The sequence below is a fragment of the Anaerobiospirillum sp. NML120511 genome, assembly GCF_023050955.1.
Taxonomy (GTDB): Bacteria; Pseudomonadota; Gammaproteobacteria; order Enterobacterales; family Succinivibrionaceae; genus Anaerobiospirillum.
The window spans coordinates 1-24101 of the sequence record NZ_JALKIK010000029.1; the positions used below are offsets into that span (position 1 = coordinate 1).

A 24101-nucleotide genomic window follows, 5' to 3' on the forward strand; every position below is an offset into this window, starting at 1 on the left:
TTATTTAAATTTGTTTTTGTCTTATTCCGCTTATTTATCGCAAAACTAGTAAGAGTCTTATGCACATCAATATTTGTCATTGACGGATATCTATTTATTTAGTACATAATTGTGGGAAAGTTTTATTTAAGCTGCTAACGTTTGTATTTACGTAAACGCCCATTTTGATGCTCCGGTATTTTCACTATTAGTTTCAGTTTTGATTGGGGCCACAGCAGTTGCCCTCACATGCAATTATATTAACGCCATGTATGTTTAAGCCTTGAATAGAGCTGAATCAATGAAAAATAAGCCGATTTTCATAAACGGCGCACACACAAAATAGATATCAATTCTGGCGTTTAACCGTCATGACCTCCGCATGGCAACTGAAGCTTAACGCCCACAGTCAGGCCTTTCCACATTTATCTTAATAGTCCTCATGCCTCATGATTTGCCTCCCGGCTCATTGGTAATTGCTTTACATAACGAAACCTTATGCTTTGGAGTTTTGTAAAGCGTTAACTGCCGGATGGTGCTTTTTCATGCTCAAAAAACGCCAAAGCCCCTGACCTTAGTAGATCAGGGGCTCCGGAGAGGCTGCATGGACTTAGGGATGCTGCAGCCTTGTATGGACGTGCTGTATTAGCCTAACAGGGACAGACCCAGCTGTGGACGGGTGTTAGCCTGCATGAGCATGGAGGTGGCAGCCTGCTGAATGATGGACTGCTGGCTCAGGTTGGCAGACTCTTCGGCGAAGTCTGCATCACGAATGCGGCTACGGGCGTCAGCCTGGTTGGCGGAAACGTTTGCCTGGTTGCGGATCGAACTCTCAAGACGGTTCTGGATCGCACCTAGGCCAGCACGCTCGGCATCTACCTGAGCAATGAGGTAGTCCATGGCCTGAATGGCGTTCTGAGCAGCATCAGCTTTAGAAAAGACGATAGCCTTATTGTCATAGAATTTGGCTATGTCAATCTTGTTGTTACCACCGCCGCCAAACTTGCCAGTGGCATTTGCAATCCTGGTGAAGTGGGCGTTACCTACGTCGAAGGTAATGGTGTCGCCCTTATTGGCGCCTACCTGCAGAGTTAACTGACCGGCGGATTCCTTGCCACCCTGTAACAGGCCGGTGTCCTTACCACCATCGAGAATAAGAGCGCCACCGAAGCGGGTCTGAGCTGCGATACGATCGATTTCCTGTACCAGAGCAGTGGCTTCCTTGGAGAGGGCGGCCTTGTCCTCACCTGTGTTGGTGCCATTGGCAGCCTGGACAGCCAGAGTACGGATCTTCTGGAGCATGCTGGTGGTTTCGTCCATGGCGCCTTCAATGGTCTGGGCCAGTGCGATACCATCAGCGGCATTGCGGTTACCCTGGTTCAGACCGTTGACCTGGGTGGTCAGGCGGGAGCTGATTTGTAAGCCAGCGGCGTCGTCCTTGGCAGAGTTAATTCTCAGGCCTGAACTGAGTCTCTGGTAAGTGGTAGTCAGCTGATTCTGGACATTGTTGAGGTATCTGCGGCCATTTAAGCTGCTAACGTTTGTATTTACGTAAACGCCCATTTTGATGCTCCGGTATTTTCACTATTAGTTTCAGTTTTGATTGGGCCACAGCAGTTGCCCTCACATGCAATAGTACTAACGCGCCCTTTCATTTCAGCTTAAATAGACACACACTGATGCGATACTCCCTGATTTATCGTAAACAGCACTACTGGACAAACTAAATAGATATAAAAATTTATTTACACCCTCTACTTACATCCTAGAAGATTCATCCATGCCCTTCAAAGCCCATAAATACCAAAGCCCCTGACCTTTGTAGATCAGGGGCTCCGGAGAGGCTGCATGGACTTAGGGATGCTGCAGCCTTGTTTGGACGTGCTGTATTAGCCTAACAGGGACAGGCCCAGCTGTGGACGGGTGTTAGCCTGCATGAGCATGGAGGTGGCAGCCTGCTGGATGATTGACTGCTGGGACAGATTGGCAGACTCTTCGGCGAAGTCTGCATCACGAATGCGGCTACGGGCGTCAGCCTGGTTAGCGGAAACGTTTGCCTGGTTGCGGATCGAACTCTCTAGACGGTTCTGGATTGCACCTAGGCCTGCACGGGTAGAATCGACCTGACCAATCATTTTATCAAGAGCAGAAATTGCATCACTGATATTTTCAGACTTGGTAAATACAATTCCTTTAGTGCCTGACCAGAACTTCTTTAAGTCACCATCAGCAATACCACCATTTAGTGCAATCTGAGAGAACTTCATGGCATTAATCTCGAATGAGATTATGTCACCCTTATTGGCGCCTACCTGTAAGGTCAAAGCACCAACAGAGTTCTTCTGACCACCGCCGCCTTTTGTAAGCAGGCCATAAGCTCCATCGAGCACCTGGCCACCACCAAAGGTTGTCTGCTTAGCAATACGAGTAATCTCTTCTGCAAGCGCTGTAGCCTCTTTCTGCAAAGCCTTTCGGTCATCAGAAGTATTAGTGCCATTGTTAGCCTGAACTGCAAGAGTACGTATCTTCTGCAGCATTCCGGTAATTTCATCCATGGCACCTTCAACAGTCTGGGCAAATGCAATACCATCGCTGGCATTACGGTTACCCTGGTTCAGACCGTTGACCTGGGTGGTCAGGCGGGAGCTGATTTGCAGGCCAGCGGCGTCGTCCTTGGCAGAGTTAATTCTCAGGCCAGAACTGAGTCTCTGGTACGTAGTAGTCAGCTGATTCTGTACGTTGTTGAGATATCTGCGGCCGTTTAAGCTGCTAACGTTTGTATTTACGTAAATGCCCATTTTGATGCTCCGGAATTTACTCTATTCTTTTCTTACAGATCTGGTCAGGCCACAGCAGATGCCCTGACGTGCTGCCTTATTAACGTGTTATTAACTATGTCCTTAAACAGGTAGCCATAAATACCAAAACAGGCTGATTTTTCGTACTATAGCTGTTCATGTTCCCAAAATAGATGTAAATGACTTTATTTACATACCCTGAATTATGGGCGTTAAAGGTCACCATGCGGTATGGATTGCGGGCATGGAGAAGCACCAGTACGTGCCTTTTATGGGCTTAGTGCAGGGCGATTTATCATATTTTGTAAAGCATCTCAGCAGACTTCATTGCGCCATATGCAGGCTGCTGACGGGCTTATGTATAAGCTTTACAGACAGCAGGGCACAGTATGGCGATGTTACGTTAACTGCTGCGTTTTCTTTGCTCTGGCGGCTGCAGGCTTCGATGCAGCCTTTTTGCCGCCCTATGCACTGCTCAGGGTCTGCCAGGAACTGCCTTAAGACTGATCTGCACTGTCCTTGCTACTGGTCTTGCCAGTGCTTCTGTTCATGGCCTTAGCTGTGCTCTTGCCTGTGCCTTTGCCCTCGGATGTCCAGCCTTATGGCATTGCCGGGATTTTGCCATCATCTGGCCCACACATAACCGGATTTGCTATAACCTGATTAAAAATGAAACTGAGAGCCATCATCTCATCCATGTTAAAGCCGTCAAGATCATTCAAATAATCGAGCGTTCCATTTTTAATAATCCTGGTAACCCTTATTTTGAAATTGTCAAATGCGTCACGATGGCGGACCACAGAGACAAGACTCATAGCCATAGCAGAGTCAACGGACTCAAGAAATGACTTCATTGAGTCAGACTCTAAAACACGGCTTGTCAATTGAGACTTCACATAAGACACTTTAGGATCGTTCAGGAAATCCTGGCATATCTGTCTAAAGTGCTCAAGTTCAATTCCGCTGGTACCGTCCTGGGATATGACTGACTTTGGCAAGGCATTAAATATCATATCCAGCTCTGCATCCAGTGACATACTGATGCTCTTATCAACTATCAAAGAGATGCAAAATGGCAGCAGCTTTTGCGCAGCCCAAAGGGCAAGCTCAGAGGGGGACATTGAGTCAAAGTCCACCACAGTGCTGTCCCGATCTTCAAAGATCGGCTTATGAAAACTTTTTGTGCCTGGAGGCAGATCATATGGAACTCTGTCCCTTTCCAGCTCGAGCTCAGCCTCAACGCTGTAGAGAAAATCTTTATAGCTGCCAATATGCTCGTTAAAGTACTGCTCTGCTACGGTGTAATCCCTGCGTCTTATATCACTGAGCATCTGAAGCACCATTATGCTGCTGTCTTTCCTGTCACTGTGCTCAGTTAAAAGCTCCCTCAAGCTGTCATACATAGCCTGAATATCATTAATTCTGGCCATAAGCGCAAAGTTCACCAGAGTCTCATTGTCTGCAAATGCCATAAAGGCATCAGAGGCATTTTGTAACAGATAATACAGATCATTCTTAGTATCTGCCTTGAGAACTTCAGCATAATAAGAGTCGTTGTACTCAGAAAGTTTGTCCTCGACCATAGTCCTGATTATGCTCTGAGCTTTCCTGGCTTTGGCTGCTCCCTTGTAACGTGTTTGTTCATACTCGCTGACAGCCTCACGCTCAGCCCTCTCCTTTAAATCATGGTTTACACATTTATCAGCATAAATGTCGCAAACACATTTCATAATCTGTAACTTGCACGACTCTCGATCAAAATCAACATGCTCCTGACTGCTTTGAGCAAATGATGCCCTGGTGGTGGAGATGCTTTTGGCTGATTCTGATGCATCTGAGGCAGTGCTTTTGGCTGACTCTTGTGTCTCGGCGGCAGGGCTCTTTGCTCTGGTCCTGGTGCTTTTGGCTGATGCTGATGCCTCGGTGGTGGAGCTCTTTGCCCTGGTCCTGGTGCTTTTTGCTGACTCTGATGCCTCGGCGGCAGGGGTCTTTGCCATGGTCCTGGTGCTATTTGCTGACTCTGATGCCTCGGAGGCAGAGTTCTTTGCCCTGGCCCTGGTGCTTTTTGCTGACGCTGATGCCTCGGCGGCAGGGCTCTTTGCCCTGGCCCTGGTGCTTTTTGCTGACTCTGATGCCTCGGCGGCAGGGGTCTTTGCCCTGGTCCTGGTGCTTTTTGCTGACTCTGATGCCTCGGCGGTGGAGCTCTTTGCCCTGGCTCTGGTGCTTTTTGCTGACTCTGATGCCTCGGTGGTGGAGCTCTTTGCCCTGGCTGCAGTGCTTTTGACTGATGCCGATGTCTTCACTTTCTTTGATGCCACCTCCTCTGACTTTGAGGTGCTTTTCTTATTGCCAGTCATACTGCTCACCTTGTCTCCATTAACAAAACTTCGGTAAATACCACTGAGGCACAGCATGTGCCACCTGCAGGCCGTTCTGGCTCAGCAGGTCTGTCTGCAGCTGTTTCTTATTTAAATATACATAATGGCAGCGCTTATGTCTTTAGCTGATGTTCACGTAATCATGATTTACACTCAGATTGCGGCAAAAGATATATCATTTTAGGACGCACCTTGCGCAAATTACGTTTTGTTACTGGCTAACTGCCATGACGCGTATTGTTTTCGAAGACAATGATATGAGCAGCACAAGACAAGAGTAATGGGCTGGAACTGGTTTGCTGCAGCGGAGAGAAAGGAATGTGAAAGGATGGAGATGAAGCAGGCTGGTGTATGAGATGCCTGACTGGTCAGCCCTGCACTGGGTGCACGCATGCTCCATGGGCTGTGCCTGGCTATAGCCATGGCTTGACCTGCACATGGCTTTGCCTTGCGCATGGCTGCTGCCAGCAGAAGCCATCGGTGGGGGGCCTGCGCGGTTGCCTGTTGTGCGCGGGCACGTGATGGGGTTGAAATTTTGCCTGGGGTGATGAAATGCCAAGGGCACCTTTGTCCTGTCATGACGGGGCATGTGTCAGGATAAAGGTGCCCTTGAGAGGGCCAGCCGGCTGGGCCTGGCTGGCTGGCTGGTGCCTCGCCCCGGGGCTGTGGGCCTGGGGCGTGGCTGTCTTAGATAAGCTCGGCTGTGGTCTTTAAGAAGCCGTTCTGGATGACGTAGCGGATCTTGAAGTCGTCGTTGAAGACGATAAGGTCAGCACGATAGCCGTGGTCAATCCAGCCGGACTCGTAGTCAAGGCCCAGTACACGGGCTGGAATGGTGGAGGCGGCCATCAGGGCCTCATCAAGAGGAATACCACAGGTCTTAACCAGGAACTTGACGCCGTCCATCATACAGATGTTGGTGCCCACCAGTGAGCCCTTGGCATCGATAAGACCGCGCTTGGAGTCGTTGAATACTTCAGTACCGGCTACGGTAAAGGAGTTCATGACCTCTGGAGAGCCAGCAATGGCCTGAGAGTCAGAAACGATGTACATGCGGTCCTTGAGCATCTGGTGCACGATACGAACAATGGCAGGGTGCACGTGACGGCCATCGGCAATCACACCGGCTCTTACGGTCTGGGCGTTGAGTACGGCACCGATAATGCCTGGCTCACGGCCGTTGAGCGGACGCATGGCGTTGAACAGGTGGGTAATGTTGTTCACACCCATCTTGAAAGCATCAACGGTATCGTTGAAGGAGGCATTGGTGTGACCAAGAGACAGCTTCATGCCCATGCCCATCAGTTCCATGAGGAACTTGCCGCGTACAACTTCAGGAGCTACGGTCATGTAGGCGATGTTGTCGATATTGTCACGCAGGTAGGCAAGGTCGGAATTGGAGATACCACGGATATAGCCGCTGCCATGGAAGCCCTTGCGCTCAGGGTTGATAAATGGACCCTCAAGGTGAATACCAGGACATACGCCAGGGTGCTTGTCCATGAACTTGCGTACGGCAGCCAGAGCACGGGTCATGCTCTCACGTGGGCCTGATACCAGAGTTGGAACAAAAGTCAGGGTACCGCGCAGAGTAAGCCAGCGACGCATACGCTCAAGGCCGTCAAGGCTCAGGTCTGAGGAGAAGGTGACACCGGCACAGCCATTGACCAGCAGATCAATAAAGCCCGGGGCTACGTGCATGCCGTTAAGATCAATTTCCTCGGAGGTACCGTCCTCAAGCAGCACAGGGTCCACCGGAATAATACGGTGGTTCTGAACTGCAATGCTGTCAGCGCCTTCAAGTACACCCTTGGACAGGTGCAGTTTTGCATTACGCAAAATGGTTGCACCCATTGACTTAGTTCCTAAAATCATATGCTTTCATCATGCCGGCTTAGTTGGAAATCAGGCATGCTCGACTACAGTCATGAGCATGATTCCAGGCAGTAATTCTGACAGGTTAAACCCGCCCGGCGCCGAGACCGCACGGATATTAATCAGGACCTGAGCTTACGACCTGCTCTAAAATTCTTTTACTGCTGCCTGTCAGGTTCAGAGCCCTGTGCAGCTCCGGCATTAACCCTGCCGGCAAGGCGGGCAGCCTTTTTCTCACGTTTGGCTGCAAAATCTGGCTTGCCCTTGTTCTTTTTATCACGCAGGCGCACCTTTTTACGCGGCTTTTTGTCCTCGCGGGCCTTTTTGTCAAAACCGCCATTTGGTGAAGCACGGCTGCGCTTCTTCTCACTTTGATGGACTACACCCACCTCCTCAAAGGAGGCACACAGGCCCTTGATGGCTCTGCGCTCCACAGTACGTCCTGTATAGCGCTCAATGCGCTCGAGAGTGGCAAATTCGTCAGCCTGAACGAGGCTGATAACCACACCCTTTGCTCCGGCACGTGCCGTTCTTCCGGCGCGGTGCACATAGATCTCGCCCTTTGACGGCAGGTCAAAGTTGTAAACGTGAGTTACATCTTCAAGATCAAGACCGCGTGAGGCCACGTCAGTAGCAATAAGGATGGAGACTTCGCCGTCACTAAAACGACGCAAAGCCGCTTTTCTCTCCTGTTGTGAGCTTTCACCCTGCAGGCTTGCAAACGCCATGCCTTGACGCTTTAACAGTGCAGCAAGGCGGCTTAAATTGTCGCGGGTGCGGACAAAAATAATGCTTTTTCCCTGCACTGTGGTCAGCAGATGGAAAAGAATTTTGACCTTCTGGGAATCATTGGCTGCGTAGTAAGCACGTGACTGCAACAGCTCAGGGAGCTTTTCACTGCTCTGCTCAGACTCACCTGCGCTGACTTCATGAGGGTTGTTAAGCACATTGCTGGCAAAATCACGGACACCAAAGCCCTCAAGCGTAGCTGAAAAGAGCATGGTCTGATAGCGGCGGTCAAGCTGACGGGTAATTTCGGCAATGTCATCACGAAAGCCCATGTCGAGCATGCGGTCGGCTTCGTCAATGACCAGAATTTCGACATCACGGCTGTCAAACCAGCCCTTTTTGAGAAATTCCTGGAGACGGCCCGGGGTGGCACACACAATATTAGGCAGCTCATCGCGCTGACGGGCACGATCCTCACCGCCTATGATGGTTCCAGCGGTAATGGCTTCGGTGATTTCCCCCTCACCTGACTCAATGGCCTCATCCTGGGAGGCCAGCAGGTCGCGGGCTACGTTCATAATCTGAATGGCCAGCTCACGGGTAGGCTCAAGAATAATGCACTGTACGCCCTTACGTGGTCTCTGAGCCAGACGGGCAATAACAGGCAGCAAAAAGGCTGCACTCTTGCCTGTACCTGTCGGAGCACCGCCCAGGATATCAGCTCCCTCCAAAGCAGCCGGAATCACCAGGCTCTGTACAGGGGTAGGCTCTTCCCAGCCCATCTTTTCAATGGCATCAAGGACAAAACCAGGTAAGGTAAACTCTTCAAACATTACATCATCTCTTCAAAAACTTCAGACCCGCAGTACTCACACTGCCCGGGCTGCACTCAGCCCACCGGGGCAGACTCAGCTGCCCTGGCTCTCCGTCACCGCCATGCGCCCGGCTCACGCAGCCTGGCCCTGACTGGTGCCTGGCGCGTTGCGCCTGCGCACGCTGCCGCCCGTACCCTGCTCCGGAGAGGATCAACAGCCAATGAGCCTCAGGCGGCACTGCCGGGGCTGCCTTGCAGCCATGCAGCAATGCCCGCATGCACATCCCAGCTATGCCACGAAGGTACACTCAGACAGCGGATGCCTGACAGTCAGGCACAGCAAGGCCGTCCCTGCTGCTTATGACATCAGGGCACAGTACAGAGCATGCTGCCAGGTGCTTTTGCCCGGCCCTGACGAGGCATGGCCAGGTTGTGCTGCCATAAAGCCGGCAGCCAGAATCAGAGCTCATCGCTCCGGGTACGGCCAGGCTGACCACGCCGGGCATTACCAGGACAGGCCGGGTAATGCCCGGCCAGTGCGACAGGGCTTATACGCCTTCGCGGCCGGCACGGGTAGCGTGACAGGCAATGATGGTCTCAACCATCTTCTGACGACGCTCACTGTCAGGGCTCTCAGTCTGATGCAGCCAGCGGAACAGCTGGAGGTCGGTTGCATCAAGCAGGTCCATATAATCATCGACCACTTCAGGCGCCATGCCTGGCAGATCGTGCTCGACAAAAGGCAGCAGCATTAAATCAAGCTCGCGCATACCGCGACGGGACTGCCACTTAATCTTGCCCCAGTTAATCTCACTCATAATTTACTCATCCTCATTGGTGTTACCCCCACATACTAAGGCCAGCCCAGCCAGCCACCACAGTGCCGGCCAAAAGGCTGACAGCCAGAGCAGCTGCGCGGCAGTGCAGCCGTATGCTGCAGCTGCAGCTGCTGCTGCCGTTGGCATCCTCACGGTCAGGCCACAGGCCGGCTGCGCGTGCCCGTACCTTGCTCAGGGTCAGGCTCTGATGCCAGCAAAGACTTATCAGCATCAGCTCAGAGCCGCTGTCATGGCGGCAGCAAGCATGCTTACTGGGCTCAGGTCCGGCATTACGCCGCAGCTTTCTACCTGACTGACTTGAGCACTGCCGGACTCAGGCTGCGCCGGGCTGGCCAGACCTTGCCTTGCCAGGTTGCAGTCATCTCAGGCTGGTAAGCCATTGCACGCATGCCTGAGCTGCATTTCAGCTCAAACCAGCCTGGCTTGAGCACAGCCACTGCCGGGCCTGCCCGGTAAGCATGACAGCTAAAACCAGGCGATGCGGCGCAGCAGCACGCTCAGCTCCAGGCGGCTCACAGCCGCCCGTCTGCCTGATGCTGCTCAATAAGCGCAGCTCACAGAGCTCAGTACAATATCAGGCCGACATGCTGTTTGTAAGGCGGCTGACTGCCGGGCTTGCCGTCAGGCGGACATCACAGAGAGCTGCTGGCTGCAGCTTGAGACGGGTGCTGATTCCTGCTCAGGCTGACGTACGCTTTACTGGTGCTGTACAGGCGCTGACTGGCTGCTGTGAGTACTGCAGCTGCGTGCAACTGTCTGCAGTCGTGCTGTGCAGTGCTGGGCAAGCTGCATTATGGCCAGGCCCTGGCACAACGGCGCAGCTGGCGGTTATCCAGCAGCGCGGCCACTGCCGCTCATACATTTACTCCTTAGTGGGGAGCTCCATGATAAGGGCAGCAAGGCGCTCAGGGGCTCATCCCGTAATTATCGGAAAAAATGAGCCCCTGGTCAAAATTGACTGCCGATAATGACCCGCAGCTGCAGCCGGTGCCAAGCCCAGCCAGACAGCTGCAGAGCAGCTGCCCGGCTGCAGCGGCCTGGATTAGACCTTGGTGGCCACTGCAGCCAGAATCAGGCCGGACTGTCACGAGCAGTCGGGCTCAAATATGGCCTGTCGCTGAAATATGGACTGTCGCTGCAACATGGCTCAGGACCTACAGTCTGCAGCGCCGGGATCAGGCATGGCAGGCTTGCGCCACCTTGCTCAGACCTGTCAGAACTCTTGTGCCTGCCTAAGATATGACTGTTGCTTCAGGCGCGCTGAGGTCAGGCAGGATTGCGGTCACACAGGTCGGCAGGGCGGGGAGATGTGGCGGCGGCACGCCCTGGCGCGTTGGCGCCGGGGCGTGCGGGTCTGGCCTTGATAACAGGTGACCTATTCCACGGTTACGGACTTGGCCAGGTTGCGTGGCTGGTCAACGTCGGTGCCGTTGATAACGGCTACGTGATAGGACAGCAGCTGCAGCGGAACGGTGAAGATAACAGGGCTGATGAAGTGCGGTACTTCATTGACAGGAATGAGGGTGCACTGAGCCGGGTCGAGCTCTGCCTTGAAATTGCTGCCCGGAAAAATGTACAGCCGCCCGCCACGGGCACGTACTTCCTCGATATTGGAGACCAGCTTGGGCAGCAGCTCATTGTCAGGGGCTACCACAATTACCGGCATGGAGCTGTCAATCAGGGCTATAGGGCCGTGCTTGAGCTCGCCTGCGGCATAGCCCTCGGCGTGGATATAGGATATTTCCTTGAGCTTAAGGGCACCCTCAAGAGCTACCGGGTACATAAGACCACGACCAAGGAAGAGAGCATGCTGCTTGCCGGCAAAGTCATGAGCCAGCTGCTCAATACGGCTATCAAGACTCAGCACCTGATTAAGATATGTCGGAGCTGCCTGAATCTGGGCAATAAGGTCAGCAGCCTGCTCAGCGCTGATGGTATTGCGGGCTCGTCCCAGAGCTACTGTTAACATGTTCATGGCCAGCAGCTGGGTGGTAAATGCCTTGGTGGAGGCCACGCCAATCTCGGCACCGGCACGGGTCAGGAAAGCAAAGTCAGACTCACGCACCAGAGAACTGTTGGCCACATTGCAGATACACAGGGTATAGCGGTAGCCCCGGCTGCGCGCAAGGCGCAGGGCCGCAAGAGTATCAGCCGTTTCACCTGACTGCGAGAGAGTAACGAACAGAGCATTGTCCGGAACGATATTGCTGTGATAGCGAAATTCCGAGGCAATGTTTACTGTGGTGGCCACCCGGGCATATTCCTCAATGAGGTACTTGCCTGTCAGACCGGCATGAAATGAGGTACCACAGGCCACAATCTCCACATGCCTGATATCCCTCAGCACACTGAGAAAATCCACTCCGCCTGGCTCCCCACCGGCAGCTGCGTCCAGGCTGCCACTGGCTGCGCCGTTGGAGCCGCTGGCTGCGGCGGCGCTGCCAGTGAAGGCATCGGCCAGGATATTGTCGCTGCCCAAGCGGCCCATCATGGTGTTATTAAGGGCCTCAGGCTGCTCAAAGATTTCCTTTTGCATGTAGTGACGGAAGCCGCCCTTGCCCAGGACTTCGGCAGTGCTCTCAAGGGAGCAGATATCACGCTCTGCCTTACGGCCCTGACGGTCATAAAGCTCAATGTGGTCACGGCGGATAAGACCCCTGTCACCCTCTTCAAGGTAGATAAAACGGGAGGTGACCGGCAGCAGCGCCAGCACATCTGAGGCAATGAAGTTTTCTCCAATGCCAAGGCCCACCACCAGAGGTGATCCCTCACGGGCAATGATGATTTCATCAGGATTGCTCTTTTCAATCACAGCTACGGCATATGAACCATGGACCTGACTGAGAGCCATATTCAGGGCACGGTAACCAGGGCTGTGCTCAGCACAGCCGCCGGCACAGCTGCCATCCTGGCCCTGCCACTCATCTGACTGCGCAGCGGCCTTCTGGCCGCAGGCGCTGCCGCCACAGCAGCTGCCAGTGAGCTCATCTGAAAGTATACGGGTAAGGCAGGAGTCAATCAGGGCCGCCAGGACTTCGGTGTCGGTGGAGCTTTTAAACTCATAGCCCTCGGAGCTCAGGCGCTCACGAAGCTCCTGATAGTTTTCGATAATGCCATTGTGGACCAGAGTAATGGCTCCGACCTGATGAGGATGGGCATTTTCCACTGTAGGACGGCCATGGGTAGCCCAGCGGGTATGGGCTATACCACAGCGGCCATCGGCATGAGCTTCTTTTACCAGAGCCTCAAGAGCACTGACCTTGCCCGTGCTTTTAATAATCAAAGGGTCATCAGCTCTGGCAAAGCACAGACCTGAGGAATCATAACCACGGTACTCAAGAGCCTTAAGACCATAGAGCAAAATTTCAGCAACAGGACGCTGAGCAATTGCACCGACAATACCACACATACTTTTTACATCTCCAAGTCAGCTCACCCAGCCTCCGCAAGGCAGGCCTGTCGGCCCGCCTGGCAGCTGGCGGGTGGCTGCAACACATCCCGCAAATATCCGGACAAGTAAAGCACAGCCATGTGCTGCGCGCTGAGCACTGAGTGCTGCGCACTGCGCAGCAGGCGTGCTGGCAGGCATGAAGCACACCCTGCCTGCTGCCCTGCTGGCGCCCCTGCCCACTCAGGTGCAGCTTCAGGCACAAAAACCGACGCTGCCGTGCAGGCCGGCCGGCCTGGACTGTGACAGGGGCAGGCCGGCTCAAACTCCGACGGTCAGTTTAACTGCTGCCCAGCTTAACCGCTGTCCGGCTTACCTGCAGCCTGCCTGTCTGACCGCCGGCCTGCCAGAGTGCACAAGTCTGTCTCCAGCCCTGTAAGCTGCAGACTGCCTGACACTGACCTGACGTGCAGGCAGGTACCGGCTCACAGGACTCAGCCTGCAGGTCATAGCAGAGCTCCATGGCAGGCAGTGCCATGACGGCCCAGTCCAGTCCAGCCATCAGCTCGAGGGCATGGGCAGCATAGCCTGAAGGCAGCTGCCTCATGGGTCCTCAGGGACCAGATGTTCAGGCAGGCCTGAACAGCAGGCGCCGCTGCAGCTGCTGGCTCCTGGTTAAGGGTCGGCTCTGCTTGCCTGAATCTGAGTACTGTTGCGCTTTGAGGCATTATGGCCTGCATGGTCTGGCCTTTGGGGCATGCCGGGCTGTGCCTTTGCTCGGGCTTGAGTGGCCTTGGGCAGCCGGCCTTCAGACTAAAAGCCGGCCCCGTGGCCGGCCTGACAGGTCAGCCTGACAGCCCATGCAAAGGGTCTCACCCTGAACAGCATGCGAGCGGCTGCTCTGAGCGCTGCCAGGCAAACAGCCTGGTAAAAAGCCTTGTCAGCCTTACTGGCTGGCAGGTGGCTGGCCTTATTTTGTTACGGATATGAGCAGCCGTGAGCACCATGCCCACGGCAGCTGCGGGGCTGCCCCTGATGAGCGGCATTAATGGCGCTTATCAGGGGCAGTTCACACTGAAATGCCAGGCAGAACGTGCTGTGCCGCCCTGCGCAGGCAGATGGTCATTTTATCAGCAAAAAAGCTGCTGACAGCGGTATGTTTCGGGCCTGTGATAATGATGTGCACTGGTGCAAGGCCCTGTGATTTTCTGTGCCCGCACAAGTGCAAGGGATTAGCTTTTTGAGGGATGGTCAAAGGAGAGCGCCAGGGCAGGTTCGGGCCTGGGACCTTGCCCTGGTTCATGCCCCAGGTTCAGCTAAAGCTCCATCAGTGACAGATAGCATGTCAGCACTGGGGATTTATAATTTGGACAGGGCTGGGAGACAATTGCCCGACGGACCTGCTCAGACAGGGGTGACCTGCTCAGACAGAGATGTCCGTGCAAAGGACTGCTTTTGAGAGACGGTCACATTACAGGCTGGCTGGCTATTAGGGGCCAGGAAGAGGGCAGAGTGGAGCTGACTGTCAGGATTTTCTGAGAGTGTCTCTATGCGAACAGGCTTAAAAGAGGGCTGCTATGGTGGGCATACTTCATATGGATGTCGGTCTCTGAGCCGCGCTGGTTATAGCTGTGCTTTCGCAGGTCACACGCTGCCATGGCATGGCAAAGCCCCTACTCTCTCCCATACTTCAGCCAGGCTGATGAGGGCAGCTGGCTTAAAAAGGACTGGCTGGACGTGGCTGGAATGGTATGGGAGTGGATGGAGGGGCAGGCCTGACAGCTTTGCTATGCGCGGACAGTCTGCATTTCAGGACATCCTGCATGGTCAAGGCTGGTTCTGGCCCTGGCATTTCAAGAGCATGTGCAGATACAGGCCTGCCTTTGCAGCAGGCTGCATGGCCCGGATGGCGGACATGCTCGAATGGGTGCGCCTGAGCATGGCCCGGGTCGGGCTCAGACAGGCCGGGCAGGCCTGATGGCCTGCCCGGTGTGGATGATGATGGGGTCTGGGTCCTTCTGGACAGTTCGTGGCCTATACGGCGATTGGTGCCTTGATGACAGGGTATGGGTCGTAGTCGACCAGCTCGAAGTCCTCGAATTTGTAGTCGAAGATGCTCTCAGGCTTGCGCTTGATGAGCATGCGTGGCAGGGCACGCGGGGTGCGGGAGAGCTGCTCGCGGGCCTGCTCAAGATGGTTGAGATACAGGTGGGTATCACCGCCGGTCCAGACAAATTCACCTGGCTTAAGACCACACTGCTGGGCCATCATCATGGTGAGCAGGGCATAGGAGGCGATATTAAATGGTACGCCCAGGAAGAAGTCGCAGCTGCGCTGATAGAGCATGCAGCTTAAGGAACCATTGGCTACATAGAACTGGAACATCATGTGGCATGGAGGCAGGGCCATATTGTCCACATCTGCCACATTCCAGGCATTTACTATGAGGCGGCGGCTGTTCGGGTTGTTCTTAATCTGCTCGACCACATTGGAGATCTGATCGATAACGCGGCCGTCGGCACATTCCCAGCGACGCCACTGCTTGCCATAAACCGGGCCCAGTTCGCCGTTTTCATCGGCCCACTCGTCCCAGATAGTTACCTTGTTTTCATTGAGATATTTGATATTGGTGTCACCGTTTAAAAACCACAGCAGCTCATGAATGATGGAGCGCAGATGTACTTTCTTGGTGGTCAGCAGCGGGAAATGAGTGCTGATGTCAAAGCGCATCTGAGTGCCAAAAAGGGATACGGTACCTGTGCCGGTACGATCACCGCGTTCGGTGCCCTCATCCATGATTTTCTTCATTAAGTCCAGATAAACCTGCATACCGCTCTCCATGCCAAAAAAAGTACAGGGGCATTGTGCCCGTAAGGACTGCTTAAAACAGCGACGGATTATTGTACCCCAATTGTCCGCCCGGCAAGCCAGGCTCCGCCCAAAACAGTTCAGGCCCGCAGCCCTCCCTTTGTGGGGAGAGCTGCGGGCCTGATATCACGCCATAAGGCAGGGGCCATAGGCTGCGGCTATGGCCCCTGCCCAGTGAGCTGTTGCCTGCCGGATGTCAGGTCCAGCTGCCCTGGGCCATTCGGCTGGGCCTGCATGGCCGTGCAGCCAGCCAGGTCACCTGGGAGCGGCCACTTCAGTGGCGCTTACCTGGCACTAAGGCTTGGCCGGTATTATGTTAGGGTCCGGCTTGTTGTGCTCCTGCTGGTACAGGGAGATGATTTTGCCCAGGCCCTGGGAAATAGCATAGACCTCGTACAGGGAGCGGATTTCGGCTGCTGAGGTCATGGTCAGTGCCTTTTTGCCCAGCTCCTGGAGCTGCTCGTAGCTTACTCGTCTGAGTATGTACTTGATACGGGAGATGTAGGAGTAGTTCATGCTCAGGGAGGTAAAGCCAAGAGACAGGAGCAGCAGTGCTGACAGCGGCTCACCGGCACTTTCACCGCACAGGGTGATGTGGCGGCCATGCTGACTGGCCTTGTTGGCCAGATCCTTAAGGCAGCGTACCACGGCTGGATGGAAGATATTGTAGAAACGCTGTACCTTAGGGTTGGAGCGGTCTACGGCCAGCAGGTACTGCATGAGGTCGTTACTGCCGATGGAGAAGAAATCGACCTCGGCGGCCAGCTCGTCCATGAGGTAGACACAGGATGGTACCTCAATCATGACGCCAAAGCGTGGCAGAGTGACCTCTTCGCCAGTACGGGAACGAATCTCGTTGGCTACCTCAATCATGGCCTTTTTGACAAAGAGTACTTCCTCAATGCGGGAGACCATTGGGATCATGAGCTCAAGGTTGCCATACTTCTGATGGGCACGCAGCATGGCACGCAGCTGGGTGTACATAATGTTTGGCATGTCCATGGTGACACGGACACCGCGCCAGCCCAGAGCCGGATTGTTTTCCTTGTTAGGCAGATAGGAAAGACCCTTGTCAGAGCCAATATCCAGGGTACGCATGCATACCGGCTTTGGAGAGAACTCCTCAAGCATGCGTGAGTACCACTCATACTGCTGCTGTTCACTTGGGAAAGTCTGGCAGAGCATGAAGGCAATTTCGGTACGGAACAGACCGATATTGTCGCTGCACTGGGATACATCTGAGTTCTTCTGGTTGAGACCGGCATTGAGGCCAATAGTGATATGGCGGCCATCAAGGCAATTAACTGTATTGTTCATCTCACGATCGAAGAGATCGTGCTGTTCACGGCTCTGGGTTACCAGCTGACGGAACTCGTCCACTACTGACTCAGGAGGGTCAAGAATGACCTCACAGTTGCGGCCGTCGACAATGATGGTGTGACCGTCAATATCGTTGATATTGATGTTGACACCCAGTACCGATGGAATGCCAAAGTCACGGGCCAGAATGCTGGCATGAGCACTGGCTACTCTTGAGGTAGCCACGAAGCCTGCAATCTTGTCCTTTGGCAGCTCAGCTACCATGGAGGCTGAGATATTCTCCATGACCAGAATGACAGGCTCGGCAATGTCAAACTCACGGTTGCAGGCATGCACCAGTCGGGAAATCAGTACCTGACCAAAATCCTGGATTTCGACAAATTTGTCTTCCTGACCTGAGATCTGGGCATCTTTCAGACGGCGCTCAATGACGAATTTGACCGCTGAGGTGGCCATATACTGGCCCTCCTCAATTGAGGAGACTACTTCGTCCTGGAAAGCGGAATCATCAAGCAGACGGCCATAGCTGGACACATAGCCTGAGGCAGCAGAGCGCTTGTCGCCCTCCTGCATCTTCAGGGCGGCACGGTCCATTTCAATCTGCAGCTGGAACATGACCTGGTTGAAGAGCTCAACCTGCATCATAGGGTCATCACACTGCTGAATCTTGACCTCATCAAGGGAGACATCAGGCTGCCATACCAGAGCAGGAGCAATGGCCACTTCACCTGTGGAGCTCATGCCCTTAAGACGCTGGAGCACGTCGTCTTCAACACTGTTTTCCTGCTTGGAGCGGGCAATGATGGAGCCAATCTGGGCGGCCAGGGTGACCATGAAGGACTCTTCCTGCTCACCAAAGATCTGGCGGGTCTTGCTCTGCACTACCAGAACGCCGAGGCGGTTGCCCTGATTGAGTACAGGCACGCCCAGGAAGGACAGGTATTCGTCCTCACCTACGTCAGGCAGATATTTGAAATTAGGGTGAGCGGAGGCGTCGGCCAGGTTGAGAATTTCACTGGTAGTGCCCACTACGCCTACCAGACCTTCGTCCTGGCGCAGTGTTGCCTTGCCTACGGCCTGCTGGGACAGACCGTCAGTAGCCATGAGGCGGTATCTTTTACGAAATTCATCCAGCAGATAAAGAGAGCAGCAGTCTGCCTCAGTAGTCTGACGGATATGCTGAACGAGCAGATTCATGGCTTTCTTCAAGTCATGCTCACTTGAGACCTCCTGGGTAATCTGACGTAAAGCCTGTAAGAAAATTCTTCCGTCCATGAAAACTCTCCAAATATTACCGCCACTGCCGGATACGGTCCTGTCAGGACCTGTTTGTTCTAAACATACTTAAATTGTTAAAGGCCGGATGACTGCGGCCCGGGGGCAATCAGGGTATCCCCCAAATTCTGTGCCACAGCCCCGCAGGGCGCTCGCCCTGCCAGCCTGCAGCAGCGCACGGCTGCACCGTGCTGCACTGCCCGGCCTGGCGCCATGCGCCATGGCCGGCTGTCCTGCCAGGGCAGCTGGGCAGACAGGACCTGCAGCCAGCCGGGCAGTTGCAGCTGCCCGTGCCAGGAATAAGGGGCTTTGAGGGGCGTGCAGGGCCATGCTGTGTGAAGCCGGGCCCGGTACATAATTACCTTTTGAATGTCAGTCGCGTCTGGCTTTGAGCTCCAGTCTAAGTGCAGACGGAGCAAATTCAACCAGGATTTTGCGGTATACATCCCTTTTAAATGAGATCACATGTCTGAGCGGATACCAGTAGGACACCCACTGACAGCGGTCAAATTCAGGATGCCGGCTGCTGTTAAACTGTACGGCGGCCTCGAAATTAGCCTCATCGGCCAGAGCAAGGAGAAACCAGCGCTGTTTCTGTCCCTGATAACCCTCGATTCCACGAGGGTAATTTCTGTGCTTTTGCGGGACACGGTAACGATAGAAGTTGCGTGAGGTCTGAACAATGTAGACATCATCTGCTTTCAGGCCAATTTCCTCGTACAGTTCACGATACATGGCCTCTTCTTCGCTTTCTCCATCCTTGATGCCGCCCTGAGGAAACTGCCAGGTATTCTGACGGGCTCTGCGTGCCCACAGCACCTGGCTCCGGGAATTAAAGATCACCATTCCAACATTTGGTCTGTAGCCATTTTCGTCAAGCATGCATACCTCAAAGTGATCTAACAACCCGCAGGCCAGACCGCCCGGTCTCCTCAGAACAGAATAATACCTGTGTGGCAGGACCATCCCAGCAAAGAAAAGACTGCGCCATCTCAGTCATCAAGCCCCACAGAGCTGTACCTGCCTGAGATATGACAGCACATCAGGGGAAAAGTTCAGAAAAAGCACACAGGCACGGTATCTTTGAGTACCTGTCAGGTCTGGCAGCATGTGCACACGTGCTTTGTCCATCTTTCCTGCAACATTTTGCATTATCACATATACCCGTGTTCAAGTACTAAGGGCCAGATCTAAAAATTCAAAATGAATCAGGATCATATTTTTCATCAGCGCCCGCCCCGCCGCCATTTCCGCCCCTTTCCCAGTCCCGTCACTCCCGCACAGCCACCCGCTCCCGGCATAATCACCAGGCCACGGCCGCAAAAAGCGCAAACCACCACTCCATGCCTGCGCCCAGCTGCGCAACGCTTCGCAGCGCATACTGCTTCCGCCCATGCGGCTGATTCAGCAGCACGCCGCACACCGCCACGGCACTCCCTCTCTGCAAAAGCAGGTGCAAGCCCCCACATCCATGAACATGCTGCACCATGGCTGCGTGAGCCTGATTCAGCCCCAGCTGCATAAGCATACCCAATGAGTTGGCTGCGGCACTGCCCCTAATGGCAAGATAGTACTCATTGCAGCGCAAGCTCAATGCCCATGGTACCTGTGGCACCGAAAGACCATCACACTGAGTGATTTTTACTGCGCCCGCTCAATACAGCTACTGCCTGTAACGCCCTTAACAGAGCGCAGCCTCTCATGGCAGTAAAAGCCATGGCATGTATAATCACTGGTACTCAGCTGCTCTCTGTGGACTGCAGCCAGAGCTTACTTTTATTCTCGGGCAGCAAGGATGCAGCAAGTGATGAACAACAGCGCAGATATCAAAATCGCAAATGACGGCTGGCAGTATGAAAACAGTCTCAAAAGCCCGCTGGTGCTCGATCCCCCAAAAGATATGGAGCAGCTGCTCCAGCGCCTCAATGCCATTGTGGGCCGCTCTGTTAATGAGCTTGCTGTGCTTGCCGGAGTATATATGCCCGAGCAGAGCCGTCAGTCCCGTGGCTACAGCGGCCAGATTATTGAGCTCTTTTTAGGAGCTGATGCCAGCAATCAGTCCCTTCCTGACTTTGTGGACCTGGGTATTGAGCTTAAGACCATACCGGTAAGCTCAGACTTTACTGCCCGTGAGACCACCTTTATCTCAGCTGCCACCATCAATCCTGAGCGTTACATTCCTTTTGAGCGTACCTCCCTGTACAGCAAAGTAAGACACATGCTTTTTGTCATCCTCTTTGCTCCCAAAGGACTGCCTCCTGCAGAACGCCGTATTCTGGGATATTTCTTTTTCCAGCCTGACAAAGACCAGCTTGCCATCATGGAGCAGGACTACAACGAGTTCAATGAGCTGATCTTCTCCGGCCGCGCTCACGAGATAAACGGAACCATGGGCAACATACTGCAGATGCGCCCCAAGGCCCTGGACTCCCTTACCTACACCCCGGTAAGAGACACCGAGGGCAATACAGCCTGGACCACTCCACGCGGCTACTACTTTCGTCAGGCATTTACCACCTCCCTGCTGCAGGCCCTGAGCGCAGCCCAGGGCCTGCAGCCTGGTGACCTTGCCCACCTCAAGGAACTCCAGCACATCCTGATGCCATCAGAGCCCTCCTGACCCAATACCCCGGCTCAACAGGGCCCCTGCCCTTGGAGACCTGCCTGACCAGTCAACTGGCTGCCTTCCTGCCAGCCAGGAAGGCCTTTCGAGGCTTGCTACCTTACTGCCCGCCTGACCTAAACAGTCACCCAGGCAGGCCGTACTCATGCCCACCATCCCTGCCTGGGTGGACGCATGATCTTTAGCAATAGCCCTGCATGGGTGGCCGCCTGACCTTTCGCTCCAGCTGCCCTTCAAGCACTGAATATCACTCTGAATGCCATGCTGCACCGACTCTCTGAGCTGCCTGCGTCTCAGTGTGGCAGCTGGGAGCTCTGCCTCTCCACTACACACCTCCTAAATCCCCCTCAAGCACATAATGCCTGCTGCTGACCTGAATGCCAGCATGTCCTGCCTTGTATGCAGCTACCCCCAAGACCTGTACAGCCAGAATGTCCTACCCTGTTTGCAGGTACTCCCAAGGCCTGTAAGGCCAGCATGTCCTACCTTGTATGCAGGTACCCCCCAAGACCTGTAAGGCCTGCATGTAATACCCTGTATGCAGGTACTCCCAAGGCCTGTAACGCCTGCATGACATGCCCTGTATGCAGGTATCCCCAGGGGCTGTAAGGCCTGCATGTCCTACCTTGTATGCAGGTACCCCCAAGACCTGTAAGGCCAGCATGCCATGCCCTGTGTGCAGGTATCCCCTGCCCTGTGATACACCTGGTCACATGGATGGCCATAGCCAGTTTGTAATCTTGCTGGGCTCTCTTGCCTGCAGCCCGTACAGCGCCCACCCCTGTCTTCCCTCCAGCAGCACATCCCTCCGTCTCAAAATAAAGTATCTAAGCTATTTAACCTCAAGCCCATGCTAACCTGACCAGAACTTTACCGGCCATGGTTATCAATATTAAAGCTTCAGTCTCAGTACCTCAGGTCACCATAAGATGGTCATTGAATGACCAGACATACCGTGGTCATGAGGTTACCTGACAAGGTACCCATACCCAGCCCCTATTGAGCTGTTGGATACCTGATACATACCTTGTACAAGGGTACCTTTACCCTGCCTGTTAAGTCAGATGAAGGCATGTGAAGGTCGACCTGCATGCATACCTGTTAAGGCACCATGCAGTATGCAGTGTAAGCCTCTGTTGGGCAGTCCTGCACATGCCTGCAGCAGCCCCATACATACCTGTAATAAGTGCTTGAACCAGACAATACGCCGCTTATTATCGAAGCTGACCTGTACCCATAAGCTATGCCTTAGTGACCTGCTATGAGCATGGCTGAGCACAGGTAGTACCAGGGTACTGCAGGACACCTGCAAGGTACCTTTAACATGTCCGGCAAGTACCCTGCTAAGAGCTTGCTGACAGGTATCCTAAGGGGCCCATTAACAGGATGCCAGGTACCATGCTTTTGGAGGGTACCCTGGTACCATCTAAAGGGTCCTGCCATGGGGTAAGCAACCTTTTAGGGCATGGTATGACAGGCTGAGCAAAATAAATTTCCTGGCTCAAGAGGCGTACCAATGGGACCTGGCAGGGGCAACTCTGATTTTTTTGATAAATATCGCGTTTTTTCCTTTGTCAGGACCTTGATAATCTCATATAATCACAGTCAGCATATTCTTTGAACCAGTATTGCAATTATACGCGTCAAGAAAATGTACAGGTTATCTCCTGCCATCAGGGCTGTAATAACAGCAACATTCGGCCGTTATGGCAGAGGTAACTGATATGACCATACGCCCCTGCTGCAGGCAGGAATTGCACAACTTGACAAGGTACGCCTCAATGTCCTGGAGGTTGTGACCCGGCTTATGGGACGTATGAGTCCTGCATCAATAACGAGGTTTTGAATGAGTATCTCCAAACGCCTGACCAAGGATGGCAAGAAAGTCACCATTACTTTCTACATCAAGAAGGAAGCCACTCTGGGCGCTCAAAAGATTTACTTAATCTGTGAACACAATGGCTGGGAGCCAGTTGCCATGAAGCCTATGAAGAATGGTACCTTCTGCGGCTCCATTTCCGTGCTGACCGGCCTGCAGCCAAGCTACCAGTACCGTTTCAAGTACGTCATGCCTGATGGTCAGGAGCAATTTGACAACGACTGGGATGCCGAGTCTTATGCCCCTAATCCATATGGTGGCGAGAACTCAGTGTTCACCACAGCCCAGCAGAACTAATCCTGCACGGCAGATAAGACAGCCCCAGGTGCTGTCTTACTGCAATACGGCCCGGCCACCTGCCTCACCGGCCGGGCCCGCTCCAGCCTCCGGCATCAGCCGGAGGTCTGGCTGCTCAAACTGTCCTTCCTGAATGACTGCCCTGGCACTGTCCCCTGCCTTACACTCCCTCTATCCTCTCCATACTTTCCCTCATAAGCACTCTTCTGCCTTTACAGCACTTTACTGCTGGTGTCGATTAGCCATGCCTGTTTGCTTTGCAGTCAGGCACGATCACGGTAATTAACCCTGTACAGTGGTTAACGCCTGAGGGCCGATATTGAGGATGGCTGTCAGAGGTATACCCCGGTTCTCAGCATGGCTGGAACTGCTGCAGGCTATTCGTATACCTGTGCTGCCATACCTGTAAGGCAGAGCTCTGTCATGGGCATAGAGCATAGTGGTGATGCTTCAGACCTTCCTGATATGGATAGACGTGATATTCCATAGTCTTGCCTGACAGGTCCTGTACGCCGCCCTCTCAACGGGGCAGCAAGCCCCGGTACACAAGGACAGGACCGCCTCCCCATTCCACAGGTTGTCAGTGGTGCCACTTTCTTTAACTTTTGGCTCCTCTGTTTTTAACAAAGATACACGCCCACTCATGGCAACCTCGATGGCTTATATAAGGGCGTTGGTACAGGTTGAGAACCTCTTGTCAACTGCCATGCGGCACAGTAATGTGATGGCCGTGTTAATTTTTTTTGAAAAAGTTGTTGACATGTGATCTGCATCTCCATATAATGTGCTCATTCAATCGCGGGGTGGAGCAGCTCGGTAGCTCGTCGGGCTCATAACCCGAAGGTCGTAGGTTCAAATCCTGCCCCCGCAACCAGTTTTAAACTGGTCAGCCTGCTCCAATGACGACGCAAATCAGCAGCTTTAAGCTGCTTTTTTCGTTTCTGGGTCCTGCAAAATTCTCCTGCAGCCCGTCGCCTCCACGGCAACCTCCCATCAGGCGCTATCCCGCCGCAACTCATCTGAAGACCTCTAATCCCCT

13 protein-coding genes and 1 tRNA gene are annotated in these 24101 nt (G+C 53.7%); 4 read left to right on the forward strand and 10 right to left on the reverse strand.

What is annotated here, in order from left to right; all coding sequences use genetic code 11:
* Positions 1–624: 624 nt before the first annotated feature.
* The 3 genes from MXE39_RS08660 to MXE39_RS08670 all read right to left on the reverse strand — a co-directional run bounded on the left by MXE39_RS08660 (position 625) and on the right by MXE39_RS08670 (position 4249).
* Positions 625–1542 (reverse strand): flagellin, encoded by a 918-nt coding sequence (locus MXE39_RS08660; protein WP_246978243.1) that lies wholly within the window; start codon positions 1540–1542, stop codon positions 625–627.
* 326 nt (positions 1543–1868) lie between these two features.
* A complete protein-coding gene (locus MXE39_RS08665) occupies positions 1869–2777 on the reverse strand; it encodes a flagellin (protein WP_246978242.1) in 909 nt (302 codons plus the stop codon).
* 599 nt (positions 2778–3376) lie between these two features.
* Positions 3377–4249 carry a hypothetical protein gene (locus MXE39_RS08670; RefSeq protein ID WP_247073990.1) on the reverse strand — a complete coding sequence of 291 codons (873 nt, stop codon included), beginning with the start codon at positions 4247–4249 and terminating at the stop codon, positions 3377–3379.
* Between the two features lie 430 nt (positions 4250–4679).
* On the opposite strand from MXE39_RS08670, the gene MXE39_RS08675 reads away from it, so the two are divergent.
* Positions 4680–5171, forward strand: a complete 492-nt coding sequence (locus tag MXE39_RS08675; protein ID WP_247073992.1) for a hypothetical protein — start codon at positions 4680–4682, stop codon at positions 5169–5171.
* A gap of 671 nt (positions 5172–5842) precedes the next feature.
* Here the strand turns inward: MXE39_RS08675 and nagA are convergent.
* The 7 genes from nagA to MXE39_RS08710 all read right to left on the reverse strand — a co-directional run bounded on the left by nagA (position 5843) and on the right by MXE39_RS08710 (position 19145).
* Positions 5843–7030, reverse strand: coding sequence for an N-acetylglucosamine-6-phosphate deacetylase (gene nagA / locus MXE39_RS08680; RefSeq protein WP_246978239.1), 1188 nt, complete (start codon positions 7028–7030; stop codon positions 5843–5845).
* A gap of 158 nt (positions 7031–7188) precedes the next feature.
* Positions 7189–8592: a DEAD/DEAH box helicase gene (locus tag MXE39_RS08685; RefSeq protein ID WP_246978238.1), complete on the reverse strand. Its 1404-nt coding sequence runs from the start codon at positions 8590–8592 to the stop codon at positions 7189–7191.
* A gap of 529 nt (positions 8593–9121) precedes the next feature.
* Entirely contained in the window at positions 9122–9391 is a 270-nt protein-coding gene (locus MXE39_RS08690; protein WP_246978237.1) for a succinate dehydrogenase assembly factor 2, read from the reverse strand.
* 1396 nt (positions 9392–10787) lie between these two features.
* The gene (gene glmS, locus MXE39_RS08695; protein ID WP_246978236.1) at positions 10788–12821 is read right to left on the reverse strand and encodes a glutamine--fructose-6-phosphate transaminase (isomerizing); all 2034 of its coding nucleotides are present in this window, start codon (positions 12819–12821) and stop codon (positions 10788–10790) included.
* A gap of 2013 nt (positions 12822–14834) precedes the next feature.
* Entirely contained in the window at positions 14835–15629 is a 795-nt protein-coding gene (gene thyA, locus MXE39_RS08700) for a thymidylate synthase (RefSeq protein WP_246978235.1), read from the reverse strand.
* A gap of 333 nt (positions 15630–15962) precedes the next feature.
* Entirely contained in the window at positions 15963–18263 is a 2301-nt protein-coding gene (gene ptsP, locus MXE39_RS08705) for a phosphoenolpyruvate--protein phosphotransferase (protein ID WP_246978234.1), read from the reverse strand.
* Between the two features lie 372 nt (positions 18264–18635).
* A complete protein-coding gene (locus tag MXE39_RS08710) occupies positions 18636–19145 on the reverse strand; it encodes an RNA pyrophosphohydrolase (RefSeq protein ID WP_246978233.1) in 510 nt (169 codons plus the stop codon).
* Between the two features lie 925 nt (positions 19146–20070).
* Between MXE39_RS08710 and MXE39_RS08715 the strand changes: the two genes are divergently transcribed.
* The 3 genes from MXE39_RS08715 (at position 20071) to MXE39_RS08725 (ending at position 23936) form a co-directional block, all read left to right on the forward strand.
* Entirely contained in the window at positions 20071–20883 is an 813-nt protein-coding gene (locus MXE39_RS08715; protein WP_246978246.1) for a MutH/Sau3AI family endonuclease, read from the forward strand.
* Between the two features lie 1849 nt (positions 20884–22732).
* Positions 22733–23062, forward strand: a complete 330-nt coding sequence (locus MXE39_RS08720; protein WP_246978232.1) for a hypothetical protein — start codon at positions 22733–22735, stop codon at positions 23060–23062.
* A gap of 797 nt (positions 23063–23859) precedes the next feature.
* Positions 23860–23936 (forward strand) — tRNA-Met (locus MXE39_RS08725).
* Positions 23937–24101 lie beyond the last annotated feature (165 nt).